Raw genomic sequence first — 18,488 nt, 5'->3', positions numbered from 1 at the left:
TGCCTGACGGGCATGGCTGGTTACAGGAATGGCTATCTACTGGCGAGGCTCTTCTCTACCGGCGTGGCTGTCTCGCCTCCCTCGTGGCGCATGGCTTGAGCATCACCGTGCATGCCTTCCGACCGACATCACCGCGCAGAACGATAGCGTAGAGCGTCACTGCGTCATGATCGCCTAAAACAATGAGGGAGGCCCCTGGGCCTCCCTCACGGATGTCATGGTCTGCTGACGCTTGTCTGTGCTTGATGACGTCTTCCCGGGATCACGCGGGGTCGGTCAGTGCGCCAGAGCTACCATCATCACTGGTTTAGCCGTAGCGGCCTGTGATGTAGTCCTCGGCCTTCTTGGTATGCGGCGTCGAGAACATGGTCTTGGTGTCGTTGTACTCAACTACTTCACCCAGATGGAAGAACGCGGTGTAGTCCGCCACGCGTGCCGCCTGCTGCATGTTATGGGTCACGGTGATGATGGTGAACTGCTGCTTCAGCTTATCCATCAAGTCTTCGATGGTGGCAGTAGAGATCGGATCCAGTGCCGACGTCGGCTCATCCATAAGAATCACGTCAGGCTGCACGGCAATCGCCCGTGCAATACACAGACGCTGCTGCTGTCCACCGGACAGCGATGTCCCCGGCTGATGCAGCTTGTCCTTGACCTCTTCCCACAGGCCCGCGTCACGCAGCGCACGCTCGACAAGCTCATCCTGATCGGCCTTGCGGCTTACCAGGTCATGCATCTTGGGGGCATAGACAATGTTGTCGTAGATCGACTTGGGGAACGGATTGGGCTTCTGAAAGACCATGCCGACCCTGCGACGCAAGGCGACTTCGTCCATCTTCGACTCGTTCACGTCGCGACCGTCCATTTCGATCAGACCCTTGATGCTCACACTGGGGATCAGATCGTTCATGCGGTTCAAGCAGCGCAGAAAGGTCGACTTGCCACAACCCGACGGCCCGATCAGTGCCGTCACGTTCTTCTGGTAGAGATCCATGTTGATCGACTTCAGCGCGTGGAAGTCGCCGTACCACAGGTCCAGGTCTCTCACCCGAACGCTCAACTCATGATTGGCGTCGTCGTTGCGAGTGACCGGCTGGCCGGGCTGATCCTGCTTCATCACGTTCTCTCCGCGCTGGGCAACTTTCATGTTCATGGCAACGTATCCTGTTTGGGGGCCGCTTTACCAGCGCCGCTCGAATTTCTTGCGCAGCACCACAGCGGTGGCGTTGAGCGTGATGAGAACAGCCAGCAGCACCAGAATGCCGCCCGACGTCTTCTCGATAAAGGCACGATCCGGCTCACCCGCCCAGGTGAAGATCTGCGCCGGCAGCACGGTCGCTGCGTCGGTAAACGAAGTGGTCACATCTGGAATGAACGCCACCATGCCGACAATGATCAGCGGCGCCGTTTCCCCCATGGCCTGGGCCAGGCCGATGATCGAACCGGTCATGATGCCGGGCAGTGCCAGCGGCAGCACATGGTCACGCACCATCTGCCAGCGAGAGCATCCCACGCCAAAGGCGGCGTGGCGGATCGAGTCTGGCACGCTGCGCAGAGCGGTACGGGTGGCGATGATGATCACCGGCAGTGTCATCAATGCCAGGGTCAGGCCACCAATCACCGGAGACGAGCGTGGCACGCCAAAGAAATTGATGAAGATGGCCAGGCCCAGCAGGCCAAACAGGATGGACGGAATGGCCGCCAGGTTGTTGATATTGATCTCGATCAACTGGGTAAAGCGGTTGTCCGGGGCGAACTCTTCCAGGTACACCGCGGTCATGACGCCGATGGGGAATGCCACCGCCAGGGTGACCAGCAAGGTCAACACCGTGCCCATGGCCGCAGAGGCGATACCCGCCAGTTCAGGCATCTTGGAGTCACCGCTGGTGAAGAAGGTCGTGTTGAACGGAAGCTCCGCTCGGCCCTCTTCCTTCAAGCGATCGACCACCGCCTTCTCCTTGTCGCTGAGCCTGGCGTGGTGTCCCTTGAGATACTGGTCCACCTGGCCATCTGCCAGCACCCACTCCATGCGGGTCGTTCCCAGCAGGTCCGGATTGTCACGCATGCGCCCGGGGATCAGGCGCAGGTATCCACGGCTGACCAGCGGTCGAACGTCCTCATTGACCGCCGCCAGCGGAATCTGGCTCGCCTGCTCGGAATAGTCCACTTCCACCTGGATCTTGGCCTGCTGGAAGGCGGGCAGCCCCTTGACCAGCATGTCGGCGAAGAACAGCACCAGGAACAGTGCCGCCAGGCCAAGTGCCCCCATGGAAATCCACTTCAGCCGAGCCGACTTGCGGTGGCGTGCGCGGAGCTGGGCGCTGATGTCGTCGAAGGATTGTCTCATTGCTTGGGCTCCACGGCTTACAGGTTGTTGACGCGATACTTTTCGCGGAAGCGACGAATCATGATCACCGACACCAGGTTAAGGCTCAGCGTCACGACGAACAGCACCAGGCCAAGGGCAAAGGCAGACAGCGTCTCGGCACTGGCGAATTCCTGGTCACCGGTCAGCGCGGCCACGATGCGCACGGTCACGGTCGTCATGTCCTCGAGGGGGTTGGCCGTCAGGTTCGGGCGCATGCCGGCTGCCATGACCACGATCATGGTTTCGCCCAGGGCGCGGGACACCGCCAGCAGCGACGCCGAGATGATCCCGGGGAGTGCTGCCGGGACGACGATATCGCGGATCATTTCGCCCTTGGTCAGGCCAAGTGCCAGCGACCCTTCGCGCATGCTGTTGGGGACCGAGTTGATGACGTCATCCGACAGCGAGGAAATGAACGGAATGATCATGATGCCCATGACGATCCCCGGGGCCAGGGCATTGTTGAACGACGCCTCTACACCGAAGAAGCCAGCAATCCCGACGATGATCGGCGCCACCGTGATGGCAGCGAAGAAGCCGTACACCACCGTGGGGATACCGGCCAGGACTTCCAGCACCGGCTTGGCGAAGGTACGCACCTTGGGCGGCGCATATTCGGCCATGTAGATGGCAGCCAGCAGGCCGATGGGAATCGCCACCAGCATGGCGATGAAGGTAATCATGAAGGTGCCGGCAAACAGCGGCACGGAACCAAACTGCGCGGCGCTGGCGCCTTCTTCTGCACGACCCGCCGCCGCCAGGAAGCTGGCGCCCGGATTCCAGGTCGTACCGGTAATGAAGTCCCAGAAGCTCTGCATCTGGAAGAAACGGATCGCCTCGAAGACGATCGACAAGAGGATCCCCAGGGTCGTGAAAATGGAGATCAGCGCGGCGCCGGCCAGAAAGAAACGGATCACCCGCTCGATCGCCTGACGCGCGTGAAAGTCGGGACGCACCATGGCGACACCGATCACCAGACCGGCGCAGGCAACGACCAGACTACCTGCCAGCAACAGCAGCGGCGGAATCTCGGCGCCCACGAGCAGCATCACAAAGCTACCGACAGCGCCTACCGCCAGAGCCGGACCCGCCGTGGACATGACGGTGAACCAGCCGTACTGATCGGGCTGGGCGTACATGGAGGTGCCTGAGGCTCGGACCCTGGCCGCCTTGCCGCGGGCCAGGAAGTAGGCGATCAGACCGAGCAGAAGCAGCGAGCCGCTGAACATCGCCAGGAGTTGATTGGTCTGCATGGGTGTCTCTCGGAGTTATGTGCCAAAACGAGCGCATACTCGCTGGAACGTGTACCGGCCGACACCCTGTCGAGGATGCCGGCCGGCGTGATCGGGACCCGGGTCCCTTACTTCAGGTCGGCCAGCTCGAGGCTAGTCTGGCTCTCGACGACGCTGCGAGCCTCTGCACGATCCGCCTCAGGGGCCGGAATCAAGCCAATACCCTTGAGGTAGCCGATGTCACCGACCATCTGCTCGCTCATGAAGGTGTTGGCGTATTCGTACATCGCCGGCACGTCATCGGCGTGCTGGTTCTTGATGTAGAAGAACAGCGAGCGTGACACCGGGTACTCACCGCTGCCGATGGCATCGGGGGTCGGTGCGACACCGTCGATGTTGGAGCCGATCAGGGTGTCGGCGTTCTCTTCCAGGAAGGAGTAGCCGAAGATGCCGAAGGCCGCTGTGTTCTCGGCCAGGCGCTGAACGATCAGGTTGTCGTTCTCGCCGGCGTCGATGAAGGCGCCATCAGCACGGATGTCGGTGTATCCCTCACCACCGTAGGCGTCCATTTCCTCGGAGACCGCTTCCATTACCAGCTCAGCGAAGGCATCGCGAGTACCGGAGGTGGTGGGCGGGCCGTAGACGGCGATCTCGCGATCCGGCAGGGACGGGTCGATCTCGCTCCACTTGGTATAGGGATTGTCGACCAGCTCACCATCGACCGGCACCTTGGCGGCCAGGGCCAGGAACATCTGCTCACGAGTCACGTCCATGGCGTCATTCTGGGCGGACTGGGCGAAGGCGATGCCGTCATAACCGATGAAGGCTTCGGTGATGTCGGTCACACCGTTGGCTTCACAGGTCTCGAACTCGGAGGTCTTCATGCGACGCGAGGCGTTGGTGATATCCGGGGTATCGTCACCCACGCCGGAGCAGAACAGCTTCAGACCACCACCGGAACCGGTGGATTCGATGACCGGCGTCGGGAAGTCGGTAGTCGCGCCGAACTCTTCCGCCACGTAGCTGGCGAACGGATAGACAGTGCTGGAGCCCACGATGCGGACCTGGTCACGTGCCTGAGCGACACCCACCACGCCCATGACGGCAGCAGCGATAGCGGTGGTCTTGAGGATGCGATTCATGGAGAAGTCTCCTGATGATGAGATGGTCAACCTTCGCGATGCACACAATGCCGCAGAAAAATGACAGCTTCATGACAGCTCACCTCGAAACGCAATATGCCCTACCACGCAATACCTGACAGGCGTGTCCCAACGGCTGACATTCCGTCTCGGCTCCCGAGACACCGGTCGCCACACTTCCTCCGCCCTCCCCTAAAAAAACGCCGCCCGTCGCCTTGCGGCAGCGGGCGGCGTTGTCGCCGGCGCGATCAGAGGGGATCAGCTCAACAGCAGTCCAATCGCCGCCGCAGCGCATAGGGTCAAGGATGCCCCTTGCAACAGCCGTCTCGGCAGTCTTGGCGCCAGCGCGGCCCCCAGCCCATGGCCCACCAACACCATCGGCAGAAAGCTCAGGCTGACCGCCAGCAACCACAGCGGCACCTTGCCCACGGCGGCAAGGCTTGCCAGCGTCATCAGCGACGATATCAGGAAGAAGGCCGCCAAGTTGCCCCTCAACCGATCCATCGGCATGCCATGCATCAAAAGGACGATGGGAGGACCTCCGATCGCCGCGACGGCGCTAAAGATTCCCGAGAGAAATCCCGCACCGAACAGCGAGCTGCGGTTGACCGGCAGGCGGAGCTTGAACAGGGTGACCAGCACGGCGAACAGCACGATGGCGGCGATCATGACTTCAAGGGTTGCCATGGGAGCGATCAACAGCAACCACACCCCCAGCAAGGTGCCCGGCACCTTGCCGACCAGCGCCATGGAGATGTCGCCCATCGCCACTTCGCGACGATAGCGCCTGACCACCAGGCACGACACCAGAAAGCCGTAGACCACCAGCACCACCGGCACCATGGCGGGAGCCTTCAGCAGTATCAGTGGCGCCCCGACCACCGCCATGCCAAACCCGGTGGTGCGCTGTACGAAACACCCGAGTGCCAGCACCCCGCCGACCCACAGCCAGGTACCAAAGGTCAATTCACTGAGCGCCCACCACTGCAGCAGGCAGCTCCATGCTGCATCGATCACGACACCACCTCATCGAGCTTGGGGGGCCGTCCCGCCAGCACACGCAGCCCCACATTCCCGATCAAGGCGACCGTGACCATGGCGATGACCATCGGCCAGGCCGAGTCGATTTCAAAGGCCGTGACCAAGGCACCGGACAGTGCGGCGCTGCTGAACTGGATGCTGCCCAGCAGCGCCGTGGCCGTGGCACTCATATGACTGAAACGCTCCAGCAGCGAGGAGATGGCGTTGGGGGAAATAAGGCCGACCACCCCAAGAAAGGTCATCACCAGCGGCACGACCGTGTAGATCGAGTCCAGTCCGGTGGCGACCAAGGCCATCAAGCCGCAGGCCGCGACCAGCTGAATCGCCAGGCCCAGCCGTAGATTCTGCTGTGGGGTGCGCCTGCGCAGCAGCCGGATATTGACGCGATTCGACAGCGCCATGATCACGACATTCGCTCCAAACACAAAGGGGTAGGCTGCCGGCGACAGCCCATAGTGTTCCATGTACAGGAAGGGCGACGACGTCACAAAGGCGAAGATTCCCGCAAAGGATGCCGCGACAGCAAGGATGTAGCCCATGGCCCGACGATCGATCAGCACACTGAGATAGTTGCGCAGCACCTGCCGTGGCGATGCCACCGGCGCGTCCACTGGGCGAGTCTCTGGCAGAAAGGCACCCAACAGCCACATCAGGAAGGCGGCATAGACGGCCAGGAAGACAAAGATCAGCCACCAGTCCGCCACATACAACAGCAGACTGCCGACCATGGGCGCTACCAGAGGCGCCAGCATCAGAATCATGGCCATGGTCGACATCACCTTGGCGGCTTCGCGGCCACTGAAGCAATCCCGCACGATCGCCGCGGAATTGACCACACACGCCCCTCCCCCCAGCGCCTGGACGAACCGCCACACCAGCAGTTCGGTCAGCGAATCGACGCTGACAATCACCAGACTGGCGATAAGAAACAGGATCTGCCCTGCCAGCAATACCGGCTTTCGCCCGATCCGATCCGACAGAGGGCCACAGGTCAGCTGACCTACGGCAAATCCCACCATGAAAACGCTGAGTGACAGCTCGGTATGGTGAACACTGGCCCCGACCGTCTCTGCAAGCGCCGGCATGGCGGGCAGATACGCATCGATCGCAAAGGGGGCAAGTGCAGTATTGGCGGCGACCAGCAGCGCCACTCGTCGAGCATTCAAAGACACGGACACTCCATGACAATAGAAAGACGTCTAGACGACGAGGCGTTTCGCCGTCGCAAGACGATGATAGATGACAGGACAACCCATATGCCGCAGCGACGACCGGTGGGTCGCACCAGGGCCAGGCCATGTGCCGAAGGCCTCACTCCCTCGCGCTCGGCAGCGCTCGCGGCTGTTGTCAATCTCATCCGCTTGATACAGTAACACCAGCCCACCGACACCTTCTGACATTGGAGAAGAGCTGCATGGCAGATAATCTGCTCGATCAACTGAAAGCGATGACCACCGTGGTCGCTGACACCGGGGACCTGGACGCCATCCGTCGCTTCCAGCCCACCGACGCCACCACCAACCCTTCGCTCATCCTGCAGGCCGCCGGCCACGACGACCGACGCGCACGTCTGGCCGCGATTGCCAAGGAAGCCAACGACATTGACGACGCCCTGGATGCGGTGGCGGTCGAAATCGGCAGTGAAATCAGTGAGCTGGTACCCGGTTATGTGTCTACCGAGGTCAGCGCACGGCTGTCGTTCGACACCGATGCGACCCTGGCGCGCGCTCACTCACTGATCGAACGCTATGGCCGCCACGGTGTCGGCGCCGAGCGCATCTTGATCAAGGTAGCATCGACCTGGGAAGGCATTCGTGCCGCCAAGGTACTCGAGCGCGAAGGCATTCGAACCAACCTGACCCTGCTGTTCAGCTTCGCTCAGGCTCAAGCCTGCGCCGACGCCGGTGTCACCCTGATATCCCCCTTCGTCGGCCGCATTCTGGACTGGCACAAGGCGCAGCAGCCCGACGCCGACTTCTCCGGCGACAACGATCCTGGCGTTCAGTCGGTGAAGCGCATCTATGACCACTACAAGGGGCACGGCTACTCCACCATCGTGATGGGTGCCAGCTTCCGCAATACCGATGAGGTCAAGGCGCTGGCAGGCTGTGACCGCCTCACGATCTCGCCCAACCTGCTGGAAGAACTGCAGAGTGCATCAGGCGACCTGCCTCGTCGACTGACCGCCAGTGACGCCGAGACCCGCCCGCCGGAACCGCAGTCCGAGGCCGACTTCCGCTGGGCGATGAACGAGGACGCCATGGCAACCGAAAAACTGGCAGAGGGCATTCGCAAGTTCATGGCCGATCAGCGCAAGCTGGAAACCCTGCTCGCTGACCTGCGCAGCAGCTGATCCGGCCGTATGTGGCCAACGCTCCGGAAGTCGTTCAAGGACATGAGCGAAAGTCCGGGGCGCTGGCCCACGGCAGGTCGAGCTACGCCCTCGCAGGCTCAACGCTGAAACGCTTGTGGTTCTGGCTCTGGTTCTGGTACCAAACCGGGCTGCGTGACACCCTGGGCACGCCAATTGGCAACACACCAGCCCCAGACTCACGTTTAGACACTGGGGCTGCGACACCAGCCCTGCGAATAACAGGCTACCCGTTGACGCGCCGACATCAGGCCTTGTGCGCGCTCTCGCTCTGCGCTTCGAGCATTTCTACCAGGGGCTGAAATTGCTCCTGATTGTGTTCGTTCATGCGCATCAGAATACGATGGGCCTCGAGAATGCGCTGACGTAACCCTTCTTCATCAGCCGCTACCTCGGGCAATTCCTGCAGTTCGTCGACTTCAGCAATGGGCCGTTCGACCAGGGTAAAGAAGCTGCCGAAGCCCATCACCTCCAGCATGCGCTTGACGTCCGGGTTGTCGGCCACGATGGTCGGAGACTGTTCGAGCTTGCCCCGCAGGGCCATGGCGACCTTAGCGAGAAAGCCCAGCGCCGTGGAGTCCACATTGCTCGCATCCCGCAGGTCAATCATGACAGCCGTCAGCCCCGGCGTCTGTGCCAGTTGCTGGGCTTGATGGTCCAGTGTTGCGCACAGCGTGAGGCGGACATCGCCACACAGCTTGAGCACGAACACACCAGAATCAAATGCTGCCTTCAGGCGGCCTTCATGCACTTTCATCGCCAAACCCGCTCACCAACATGATCGTCAAGTCGTCAGGCAGCTCTTCGCGACCCGAGGTGGGGTCGGCGAGCGCTTCTTCATCACTGGACAAGGTGCCCAAGGCCAAGCCTCGTCGCAGCGTATCCAATGAATCGCTGCTGGCGACCCGCTGCTGCAATTCGCCCAATCTCGCCTCCAGGCTAGCCCCCGGCAAACACTCCAGCACGCCGTCAGAACACAGCCATAGAGAAAAATCGCTCGGCAGGTCACAGCCAAGCGTCGGGTAGCACACGTCAGGAAACAGCCCGACTGGCATGCCTTCTCCTTCCAGCGTCACCACACCTTCGCTCGTTTTCAGCAATGGCATCGGCAGCTGGGCCCCCAATGAATAGTGTAGATAACGCTTCTGCTGGTCGATAACGCCGACAAACAGGGTGGCATGCTTGCCGATCCCGGTATCCAGCAGTTCCCGGTTCAGTTGCGCCAGCCACCTCGGCGGCAAGGCCTCTGGGGCCTCTCCGTTCCACTCGCCTTGCCATCGGTTGAACAGGTACTTGAGCAACACCGTGACAAAGGCGGAAGAAGCACCGTGACCCGACACGTCGGCAAAGTAGAATAACGTATACCGCTCATTGTACGCCTGGATATCCAGAAAGTCGCCGGACAGATAAAGCGATGGTGCCAACCAGTAGTCACACCCCACCCTGCCGAGCTGCTGTGGACGCACGGGCAGCATTCGCCGCTGAATCTGCCCCCCCGCCTGCTGATCCAGCCGCAGCATGGCCAGGTGCGTCTCCAGGCTTTCATTGAGCTCTTCCAGACGCAGCCGGTCCTGCTCGCGCTCTCGGGCCAGGCGATTGACATCGACCACCCGACGTATCATGCGCCGCAGCAAGTGAGCGTGACGCAGGGGCTCGATCACGTAATCGATCAGTCCGGCATCCACCGCCTTCAGCAGGTCGTCGTCGCGACGATCTTCGCTCACCACCAGAGTCGGCCAGCGCTCGGCCAGGGTCATCCACTCGCGACTCGGCACCGCCAGCGAATGGGCCACCACCAGTGCCGTCGTCTCAGGCAGCTCTGCTGCACTCGCCGCGGCGAACACCGCCAGGCCGTCTCGTGCAATGGCATCCACCAGGGCGTCGCGATGACGGCCCGGATGGTCGATGACACCGATCAGGGGCTTGGCAGCTAGCATGGTCACGCGGCCTTACTCGGCGAACGCATCTTCGTCGTAGTCAAAATCATCGTTGATGAAGTTGTCCTCACCCAGCTGGCCATCATTGACCTCGAACATGCGGCGCTGCAGCCAGGCATCTCGAATGAAGCTGTACCGGTCGCCACGAATCAGGTCTTCCTGGTCAAGCAGCTGCGCCCTGGCGTCCAGTAGCTCGAGCCCGCGCAGCGAATAGCGCACGGTGTCGTCTTCCACATAGGTCAGTGGATACGAATACCAGTCCACCGGCAGCGCTGCCGTGTCACGCACCGTGCTTGGTCCAAGGAACGGCAGCACCACGTAAGGCCCCTCGCCGACACCCCAGGCCGCCAGTGTCTGGCCGAAGTCTTCGGTATCGGCCGTAAAGCCGGCATGGCTGGCAGGGTCGAGCAGGCCACCGAGGCCGAAGGTGGTGTTCATCAAGAACCGCATGCTCGAATTGCCGGCATTGGCGGGCTTGCCTTGCAGCAGGCTGTTGAGCACCGTGCGCACTTCACCGAGGTTGTCGAAGAAGTTGCTCACCCCCCGCTCCAGCGGGTCCGGGGTGATATAGCGATAGCCCTGAGCAGCCGGCTTCAGCGCATACCGATCCAGGACATCATTGAAGGCAAACACGCGGCGGTTGAAGCCTTCCCAGGGATCCGCCGGGTTAGGCTCACTATTCACACCGCTGCTGGCGCATCCACTGACCGCCAGTGCGGCTGCAAGTACCACAACGCCCTTCGGCGCACTTTTACTCAGGACACCGCATTCATTAGCGTTCATTTTCGACTGCCTCCATTGCCTGTCCATGTCACCATCATCACTTTGAGGGCGCCAGCGCTCGACATCACCGCCTGACCTGGCGCACCCTCCTACAGCATGTGGCATCGCCAGACAGGCTTGCCATTCACCCGTAGCATGCCGTGTCGTCGAGGCACACTACCGATTATTGTTTCCCTGCGTCTTCTACTGTCGCGCTACGGGCCCTGTGACCAGCCACCTGGACCGCTACCAGCATCCGCCGTCGGATCCAGGGGTTGGCGACCGCCATCGGGGCCAGGTGGTCGCCGCGGCACTCCACCTTTGCCGTCCTGGCAAGGGCTTATCTCAGCGTCGTCGAATCACGACGCAGCCCGCACTGTAGCCCGCGCCGAAGGAACACACCACCCCGAAGGCACCCGGTTCGAGATCCTGATGATGCAAATGGAAAGCGATGACCGAACCAGCAGAGCTTGTATTAGCGTAACGATCAAGGATGATCGGCGCTTGATCCAACTCAGGCTCGTGGCCGAGGACACGACGTGCGATGAGATCATTCATATGGCGGTTGGCCTGATGCAGCCATAGCCGTGACACCGACGAGGGCGTGATCTGCAGACTGGACAGGTGATCTCGAATCAGTTCGGCGACCATCGGGCAGACGTCCTTGAACACCCGACGCCCCTCCTGCACGAACAGCTTGTCCACCGCCAGCGGATCGCTGTCGGTCACCCGATTGAGGAAACCCGCATTGTTGCGAATCGCATTGGAGAACCGCGTCAGCAGCCGGGTACCGACCACCTCGAAGGAGGACGCAGCGGTTGCCACGTCCTCACTCTCCAGGACCAGCGCGGTGCAGGCATCGCCAAAGATGAAGTGGCTGTCGCGATCGCGGAAGTTGAGATGGGCGGAGCACACCTCGGGGTTGACGACCAGTGCGCGCCGCACGCCCCCGCCGCGGATGGCATTGACGGCATTGTCGATGGCGAAGGTCGCTGATGAACAGGCAACGTTCATGTCGAACGCGTACCCTCCTGCACCTAGCGCCTGCTGCAGCTCCACCGCCACCGCGGGGTAAGCGCGCTCAAGGTTCGAACAGGCCACAATCACCAGATCGATATCCGCCGCTGCGACACCCGCGCTATCCAGCGCTTCACGGGACGCCACAAGGGCCATCTCGCACTGGATACCCGGGGCGTCATTGGCACGCTCGTCCAACTGGGGACGCATCCGTTCGGGATTCAGGATGCCCTCGGCATCGAGCACATAGCGGCTTTGGATACCGGATGCCTTGACGATGAACTCGCTGCTTGAATGGGCAAGCGGCTCCCGCTCTCCGGCGTCGATGGCAGCTTGATGGCGCGCATTCTCGGCATCCACCCAGGCGTTGTACGACGCCACCAGCGCATCGTTATCGATGGCATTTGGCGGCGTATAGAGTCCGCTGCCGGTAATCAGCACCTTCGCTGGGGTCATGCCTTTCTCCTTCATCGGGCAGCTTGCATGCCACCTTGCTGTCGCGGCCTATCAACGACCGCTTAGATTCACGTCACGCTCCCTCGTTGCGGCCAACGCCTGCACGAAGCAACGTCATTGGCTCACTACTCGAGCTGGCGCTCATGTCGGACCGAATCAGGCCCGGCCTGTCAGCTCTGCCCAGCGCTTCGCCAGGCGTTTTTCTGAGACTGGCATGGCGGTACCGAGTTGCTGGGCAAACAGCGACACCCTCAGTTCCTCGATCCACCAGCGGAATTCCACCAACGCAGGATCTTCGACATCGCCGCGCTTGTCCGCCTGACGCCTGGCGTCCAGTTTCGCTTCGAAGTCCTGCACCACCTGCATCAGCATCTGATCCCGAGAACGCTCCCTTGGGGCCTTCTCCAGACGTACCAGAGCCGCCTCCATATAGCGCGGATACGCCTCCAGCCATGGTCCTGCCGCCGTGACGAACCCAGGATGCACCAGGCGCTGCATCTGTGCCTTGAGATCACTGTATACCAGTGCCAGCGAGAGGCTGAGATTGCCCTTCAACGCCTTGGTCACTGCCAGATGGCCCTTGAGCGCTCGCTCCAGCACCGCCACCATGCTCTCGGCACGGGGTAGCATGTCCTGCTCGACAGCGGCGATGCGTTCTTCCAGCGCGGCCGCACTGCGAGGCAGTGGATCTACCGCCACCACCTGGGCAAACACCGCCGTCACCACATCTTCCGTCAGTGCGCGCTTGCTGCCTACCTTGGCGAACAGTAGAGCACAAGTTGAAAGCCCTTGAGTCCGCTCGATGGCCCTGACCAGCGATGGGCACAGGTCCATGGCGGCCTTGACCACGCCGAGGCGATGGGCTTCTCGCGCCTTGTCAGGATGGTCGAACAGCTCAAGCCTCAGGCCCTCTGCCCCAGGCACCAGCGCCGGAAAGGCCTCGACCCGAATACCCGCCTGCTGGGTCACCCGTGACTCACTGAGTGCATCGCGGGGAAAGGTCGTGAGTTCGACCTGTTCTTCCACACTCTTGGCCAATGCCCTGGCGCCCTCGCTGGCAGCTTGCTCAAAACGGCGCTCCAGCGCGCGCAGGTCTCTGCCCTGCCCCAGTTCCTTGCCAGCGTGGTCCACCACCTTGAGATTCATGACCAGATGATCCTCAAGCTGGTCCCAGCGCCAATCATCCTGGGTCAGGCGCACCCCTGTCTTGACCCGCAAAAAGTCCGCAAGCGCCTCGGTCAGACTCCCCTGACCGGGTACCAGCGCCTCCAGGGCAGCGTCGACCCAATCCGGAATCGGCACGACCTGACGGCGAATCGACTTGGGCAGCGACTTCAGCAACGCAATGCACTTGTCGCGCAACAGGCCTGGCACGAGCCATTCCAGTCGAGCCGGATCCAGTTGGGACAGCATCGCCGCAGGCACGGTCATGGTCACGCCGTCGTCCTTGGCACCAGGAGCAAAATGGTAGCTCAAGGGATAGCGCACGCCCTCGATGACCAGCTCATCCGGATAGGCCTCGCCGGTCACATCCAAGGCGTCCCTGGCCAGCAACGCCTGTCGGTCGAACTTCAACAGTTGCGGGTCATCACGCTCCGCCTTGCGTCGCCAGGCCTCGAACCCCTTGCCGTTGACGATATCCTCGGGCAGACGCGCGTCGTAGAAGTCAAACAGCTGCTCTTCGTCGACCAGAATGTCTCGCCGCCGGGCGCGATCTTCCAGATCCTCGACCTCGTCGATCAAGGCACGGTTATGCGCAAAGAAACTGCCCTTGGTGCGAAACTCACCTTCGACCAGCGCGCGGCGAATGAACAGCTCGCGACTCTCGGCCGGGGCGATGGGGCCGTAGTGCACCTTGCGACGACTGACGATGGGCAGGCCAAACAGTGTGACCTGCTCAAAGGCGACCACCTGAGCACGTTTCATTTCCCAGTGAGGCTCGCTGTAGCTGCGCTTGACCAGATGACCTGCCAGCGGCTCTATCCACTGGGGATCCACCTTGGCCACGGTTCTCGCAAACAGCCTGGAGGTTTCCACCAATTCCACCGCCATGACCCATTTCGGGGTCTTCTTGGAAAGCCCCGATGCGGGATGGATCATGAATTTGCGATTGCGCGCGCCCAGGTATTCCCGGTTTTCGTTCAGCGTCCCCAGGTGACTGAGCAGTCCCGTCAACAGTGCCTTGTGCATGGCAACGGTCTGCGCGCGTTGAGCCTCATGCTCGCGCTGGTCTGCCTCATCGGACTCAGCCGGTAGCTGCTGTCGCGGCGGTGGCACCTGAATATCCATGTCACGCAGCAGTTGGCGCAGCTGACGGAAGGTGTCATGCCATTCCCGCAGGCGCAGGTAATTCAAGTAATGATCGCGACACCACCGGCGCAGGCGATTCCCGGACAGTTCGTCCCGAGCGGTCTCGAACCCTTGCCAGAGGTTGAGCAGAGCCACAAAGTCCGACTCCGGATCCTGCCAGCGCCGATGCGCCTGGTCCGCCGCTTCACGCTTGTCCGCGGGCCGGTCACGCGGGTCCTGCACCGCCAGCGCGGAGACCACCACCAGCACCTCCCGCAGGCTGCCATGCTCGTCGCCTGCCAGCACCATCCGTGCAAGACGGGGGTCGATGGGGAGTCGCGCCAGGCGCCGACCGATCGGCGTCAGCCGCCCCTTGTCATCGACCGCGCCCAGTTCGAACAGCAACTTGAAGCCATCGGTGACAAAACGTGAATCAGGCGGATCGACGAACGGAAACGCCTGGATGTCACCCAGCTTGAGCGACAGCATCGACAGGATGACCGACGCCAGATTGGTACGGCGAATCTCAGGGTCCGTGAATTCCGGGCGCGCCAGAAAATCTTCTTCGTCATACAGCCGAATACAGACGCCTTCCGCGACGCGCCCGCAACGCCCCATTCGCTGATTGGCACTGGCCTGGCTGACGGCCTCTACCGGCAGGCGCTGAATCTTGGCGCGGTAGCTGTAGCGGCTGATCCGAACAAGGCCCGGATCAATGACGTAGCGAATGCCTGGCACCGTCAGCGACGTTTCTGCCACGTTGGTGGCCAGCACGATGCGGCGTCCACCATGGGGCGCAAACACGCGATTCTGCTCAGCATTGGAAAGGCGGGCGTAAAGCGGCAAGACCTCGGTGCTCTTGAGGTCGGCACGCCTGAGCACATCGGCGGTTTCGCGGATCTCACGCTCTCCCGGCAGAAACACCAGAATGTCTCGCGGCCCATGAAACCAGCGCTTTTCCCGCTCGATGGCTTCAATCTCCTCCACCGCGTGGAGTATGCCTTCGCTGAGAGACCGGTCTTCTTCGTCCTCGGCGTCCCTGATCAAGGGGCGATAGCGGACTTCCACCGGGTAGGTACGCCCCGACACTTCCACCACAGGGGCAGGCTGGACAGAGCCGTCGGCATGACGAGTCGCAAAATGCTGGCTGAAACGCTCCACATCGATGGTGGCCGACGTGATGATCACCTTGAGGTCCTTGCGGCGAGACAGCAGTCGCTTCAGATACCCCAGCAGAAAGTCGATGTTGAGACTACGTTCGTGAGCCTCGTCGATGATCAGCGTGTCGTAGCGCAGCAGGTCAGGGTCCTGCCGGGTTTCCGCCAGCAGAATCCCGTCTGTCATCAATTTGACCAGGGTGTCATCGTTGGTCTGATCGGTGAAGCGGACCTGATACCCTACCTGCTCGCCGACGGGCACCTGGAGCTCTTCCGCCAGGCGCGTGGCGACGGAGCGCGCCGCCAGACGCCTTGGCTGCGTGTGTCCAATCAAACCTCGACGACCGAGGCCCAGCTCAAGACACAGCTTGGGCAGCTGGGTCGTCTTGCCAGAGCCGGTCTCGCCCGCCACTACCACTACCTGATGCGAGGCCAGCGCCTCCAGGATGTCCTGCCGACGCTCGGCGACGGGAAGTGCTTCGGGATACTCCAGCGTCACTGGACGCTCGCGGCGCTGTTGCAGGGTGCGGTTGGAACGCTGCCATTGGGCTTCCAGCTCCCCTAGGCCGCGGTCAATGGGTTTGTCGTCGCGCAAGCGACGCGCCAGGCCAGACAGTCGCTTGGTCAACACGGGCCGGTCGCGCAGCATCACCTCATCGAGGCCTGAGCTCAGGCGTTCGAGTCGCGCGGCGGCAGTGGTATCTTGCTGGGAAGTGGACGTCGAACTACACACGATAGGGTCGCAGGCTCCAGGTGGGCGTGAGCGTCGCTCCGGTCAGGACGACGGCGCCCTTCGCGAGACAACGCCATCCCTTGCAGGAGGCGTCGCCGCAAAGGGCGCGCAAAACACACTATTGTAACGCTCAAGCGGCCGCTGCCAACCCTGCAGCGAGGGTCAAGCGGCTTCGCCACCCCTACCTTCATCGCGCAGCTGGCGCCTCAACACCTTGCCGACGTTGGTCTTGGGCAGCTCATCACGGAACTCCACCAGCTTGGGCACCTTGTAGGCGGTCAGCTCCTTCTTGCACCAGCTACGCAGCTCCTCGGTGGTCAGCGTGCTGTCCTTGGCCACCACGAACAGCTTGATCACCTCGCCGTTGGTCTCGTCGGGCACCCCGACGGCGCAGGACTCCACCACCTTGGGGTGCGCCGCCACCACGTCTTCGATCTCGTTGGGGTACACGTTAAAGCCCGACACCAGGATCATGTCTTTCTTGCGGTCGACGATACGCACGTAGCCATCATCCTGAATCACCGCGATATCGCCGGTGTGAAAGAAGCCGTCGGCATCGATCACCTTGGCGGTCTCGTCGTCACGTTGCCAGTACCCCTTCATCACCTGAGGCCCTCGCACGCACAGCTCTCCCGGTTCACCCGGCTGTGGCTCACCGCCATCCGGGTTGCACAGCTTGAGCTCGGTACCCGCGACAGGACGACCAATCGTCCCCAGCTGAATCGCCTCGACCGGATTGAAGCTGACAATCGGCGATGTCTCGGTCAAGCCGTAGCCTTCGGCCACCGGGCAGCCGGTCACCTCTTCCCAGCGCTTGGCCACCGCCTTGGTCAGCGCCATGCCACCGGAAATGGTGAGGCGCAGGTCGGAAAAGTCCAGCGCCTTGAAGTCGTCGCGATTGCACAGCGCGTTGAACAAGGTATTGAGCCCCACGAACCCGGTGAAGCGGGTGTTCTTGAGCTCGTTGACGAAGTTATCCAGGTCACGCGGATTGGTGATCAGCAGGGAATGGTTCCCACCTTCCAGCATGAACAGGCAGTTCACCGTGAAGGTGTAGATGTGATAAACGGGCAGCGGCGCCACGACCACCTCGCATCCTTCACCAAGCCCTGTCCCGATGATCTGCTTGGCCTGCAGCATATTGGCCACAAGATTGCGATGGGTGAGCATGGTCCCCTTCGCCAGCCCCGTCGTGCCGCCGGTGTATTGCAGGGCGGCAATATCATCGAGCTTGCCGTCCGCCTCCGCGTGCTCGAGCGCTGCGCCGCGCTTGAGCACCTGCCGCAGGCCGATCGCCTTGGGCAACGAATAACGAGGCACCATCTTTTTGACGTACTTGACCACGAAATTGATCAGAGGTCGCTTGGGAAAGTCGTGCAGATCACCAATCTCGGTGATCACAACATGCTCGATATCGGTCTTGTCGAGTACCTTTTCCAGCTTGTCGGCCATGTTCGCCAGGATCAGGATGGCCTTGGCACCGGAGTCCTTGAACTGGTGCGCCATCTCCCGCTCGGTGTAGAGCGGGTTGGTATTGACCACCACCATGCCAGCGCGAATGGCACCAAATACGGCAACCGGAAACTGCAGCAGGTTGGGCAGCTGAATGGCGACGCGATCACCGGGCTGCAGCTGGGTCTCGTTCTGCAACCAGGCGGCAAAGTCACCGGACAATCGATCCAGCTCCGCATAGGTCAATGACTTGCCCATGCATGAGAATGCCACCTTGTCGGCATACCGCTTGACGGAGCGATGGAAGATGTCCATCACCGAGTGGTAATCATCAAGCCCTTCCAGAGCCTCCCCCCGGACGATCGATGCAGCGGCGTTCTCACTCATGGGCGTTCTCCACTGGAGGACATGGCCTCCTGCTTATTATCGAACTTCAGCGCCTGATTCAGCGCTTGCTTGACTATGGCTACCATAGCCCAGGATCGCAACAAACTGTAATACAACCGATTCAAACTTTCGTTTAAAACCAGG

General features: G+C 61.6%; 13 protein-coding genes. 1 reads left to right on the top strand and 12 read right to left on the bottom strand.

Features of this window, described 5'->3' with window-relative positions; all coding sequences use genetic code 11:
• Positions 1-307: 307 nt before the first annotated feature.
• The 6 genes from pstB to JF545_RS00685 all read right to left on the bottom strand — a co-directional run bounded on the left by pstB (position 308) and on the right by JF545_RS00685 (position 6,955).
• A complete protein-coding gene (gene pstB / locus JF545_RS00710; protein WP_206939114.1) occupies positions 308-1,117 on the bottom strand; it encodes a phosphate ABC transporter ATP-binding protein PstB in 810 nt (269 codons plus the stop codon).
• A 63-nt stretch (positions 1,118-1,180) separates the two neighbouring features.
• The gene (pstA, locus tag JF545_RS00705; RefSeq protein WP_206937125.1) at positions 1,181-2,347 is read right to left on the bottom strand and encodes a phosphate ABC transporter permease PstA; all 1,167 of its coding nucleotides are present in this window, start codon (positions 2,345-2,347) and stop codon (positions 1,181-1,183) included.
• Positions 2,348-2,364: 17 nt separating this feature from the next.
• Positions 2,365-3,621 (bottom strand): phosphate ABC transporter permease subunit PstC, encoded by a 1,257-nt coding sequence (gene pstC / locus JF545_RS00700; RefSeq protein WP_206937123.1) that lies wholly within the window; start codon positions 3,619-3,621, stop codon positions 2,365-2,367.
• A 107-nt stretch (positions 3,622-3,728) separates the two neighbouring features.
• Positions 3,729-4,742: a PstS family phosphate ABC transporter substrate-binding protein gene (locus JF545_RS00695; protein ID WP_206937121.1), complete on the bottom strand. Its 1,014-nt coding sequence runs from the start codon at positions 4,740-4,742 to the stop codon at positions 3,729-3,731.
• A gap of 258 nt (positions 4,743-5,000) precedes the next feature.
• Positions 5,001-5,759, bottom strand: a complete 759-nt coding sequence (locus JF545_RS00690) for a sulfite exporter TauE/SafE family protein (protein ID WP_347401293.1) — start codon at positions 5,757-5,759, stop codon at positions 5,001-5,003.
• Positions 5,756-6,955 carry a Bcr/CflA family multidrug efflux MFS transporter gene (locus JF545_RS00685; protein WP_206937119.1) on the bottom strand — a complete coding sequence of 400 codons (1,200 nt, stop codon included), beginning with the start codon at positions 6,953-6,955 and terminating at the stop codon, positions 5,756-5,758. Before JF545_RS00685 ends, JF545_RS00690 begins: the two co-directional genes overlap by 4 nt.
• Before the next feature lie 242 nt (positions 6,956-7,197).
• Between JF545_RS00685 and tal the strand changes: the two genes are divergently transcribed.
• Complete coding sequence (gene tal / locus JF545_RS00680) at positions 7,198-8,136, top strand: transaldolase (RefSeq protein WP_206937116.1); 939 nt, start codon at positions 7,198-7,200, stop codon at positions 8,134-8,136.
• A 265-nt stretch (positions 8,137-8,401) separates the two neighbouring features.
• On the opposite strand, the gene JF545_RS00675 is transcribed toward tal, so the two are convergent.
• The 6 genes from JF545_RS00675 to JF545_RS00650 form a co-directional block, all read right to left on the bottom strand.
• Positions 8,402-8,911 carry an STAS domain-containing protein gene (locus JF545_RS00675; protein WP_206937113.1) on the bottom strand — a complete coding sequence of 170 codons (510 nt, stop codon included), beginning with the start codon at positions 8,909-8,911 and terminating at the stop codon, positions 8,402-8,404.
• A complete protein-coding gene (locus JF545_RS00670) occupies positions 8,898-10,091 on the bottom strand; it encodes a PP2C family protein-serine/threonine phosphatase (protein ID WP_206937111.1) in 1,194 nt (397 codons plus the stop codon). The genes JF545_RS00675 and JF545_RS00670 overlap by 14 nt, the downstream gene beginning before the upstream one ends.
• Before the next feature lie 12 nt (positions 10,092-10,103).
• Positions 10,104-10,874, bottom strand: a complete 771-nt coding sequence (locus JF545_RS00665; RefSeq protein WP_206937108.1) for an MlaA family lipoprotein — start codon at positions 10,872-10,874, stop codon at positions 10,104-10,106.
• Between the two features lie 324 nt (positions 10,875-11,198).
• Positions 11,199-12,326, bottom strand: coding sequence for a beta-ketoacyl-ACP synthase III (locus JF545_RS00660; protein ID WP_206937105.1), 1,128 nt, complete (start codon positions 12,324-12,326; stop codon positions 11,199-11,201).
• Between the two features lie 156 nt (positions 12,327-12,482).
• Entirely contained in the window at positions 12,483-16,421 is a 3,939-nt protein-coding gene (hrpA, locus tag JF545_RS00655) for an ATP-dependent RNA helicase HrpA (RefSeq protein WP_242520595.1), read from the bottom strand.
• A 246-nt stretch (positions 16,422-16,667) separates the two neighbouring features.
• Positions 16,668-18,344 carry an AMP-binding protein gene (locus tag JF545_RS00650; RefSeq protein WP_206937103.1) on the bottom strand — a complete coding sequence of 559 codons (1,677 nt, stop codon included), beginning with the start codon at positions 18,342-18,344 and terminating at the stop codon, positions 16,668-16,670.
• Positions 18,345-18,488: the final 144 nt, after the last annotated feature.

Source organism: Halomonas litopenaei (assembly GCF_017303055.1).
GTDB lineage: Bacteria > Pseudomonadota > Gammaproteobacteria > Pseudomonadales > Halomonadaceae > Halomonas > Halomonas litopenaei_A.
Note: the sequence above shows the minus strand (reverse complement) of the source record. Positions and strands in the feature narration are given on the sequence as shown.

What these genes read in the sequence shown, in the direction of transcription:
- pstB (WP_206939114.1), bottom strand. Translation starts at nt 1,117, where the DNA reads ATGAAGCAGGATCAGCCCGGCCAGCCGGTCACTCGCAACGACGACGCC.
- pstA (WP_206937125.1), bottom strand. Translation starts at nt 2,347, where the DNA reads ATGAGACAATCCTTCGACGACATCAGCGCCCAGCTCCGCGCACGCCAC.
- pstC (WP_206937123.1), bottom strand. Translation starts at nt 3,621, where the DNA reads ATGCAGACCAATCAACTCCTGGCGATGTTCAGCGGCTCGCTGCTTCTG.
- JF545_RS00695 (WP_206937121.1), bottom strand. Translation starts at nt 4,742, where the DNA reads ATGAATCGCATCCTCAAGACCACCGCTATCGCTGCTGCCGTCATGGGC.
- tal (WP_206937116.1), top strand. Translation starts at nt 7,198, where the DNA reads ATGGCAGATAATCTGCTCGATCAACTGAAAGCGATGACCACCGTGGTC.
- JF545_RS00675 (WP_206937113.1), bottom strand. Translation starts at nt 8,911, where the DNA reads ATGAAAGTGCATGAAGGCCGCCTGAAGGCAGCATTTGATTCTGGTGTG.
- JF545_RS00670 (WP_206937111.1), bottom strand. Translation starts at nt 10,091, where the DNA reads ATGCTAGCTGCCAAGCCCCTGATCGGTGTCATCGACCATCCGGGCCGT.
- JF545_RS00665 (WP_206937108.1), bottom strand. Translation starts at nt 10,874, where the DNA reads ATGAACGCTAATGAATGCGGTGTCCTGAGTAAAAGTGCGCCGAAGGGC.
- JF545_RS00660 (WP_206937105.1), bottom strand. Translation starts at nt 12,326, where the DNA reads ATGACCCCAGCGAAGGTGCTGATTACCGGCAGCGGACTCTATACGCCG.
- hrpA (WP_242520595.1), bottom strand. Translation starts at nt 16,421, where the DNA reads ATGCTGCGCGACCGGCCCGTGTTGACCAAGCGACTGTCTGGCCTGGCG.
- JF545_RS00650 (WP_206937103.1), bottom strand. Translation starts at nt 18,344, where the DNA reads ATGAGTGAGAACGCCGCTGCATCGATCGTCCGGGGGGAGGCTCTGGAA.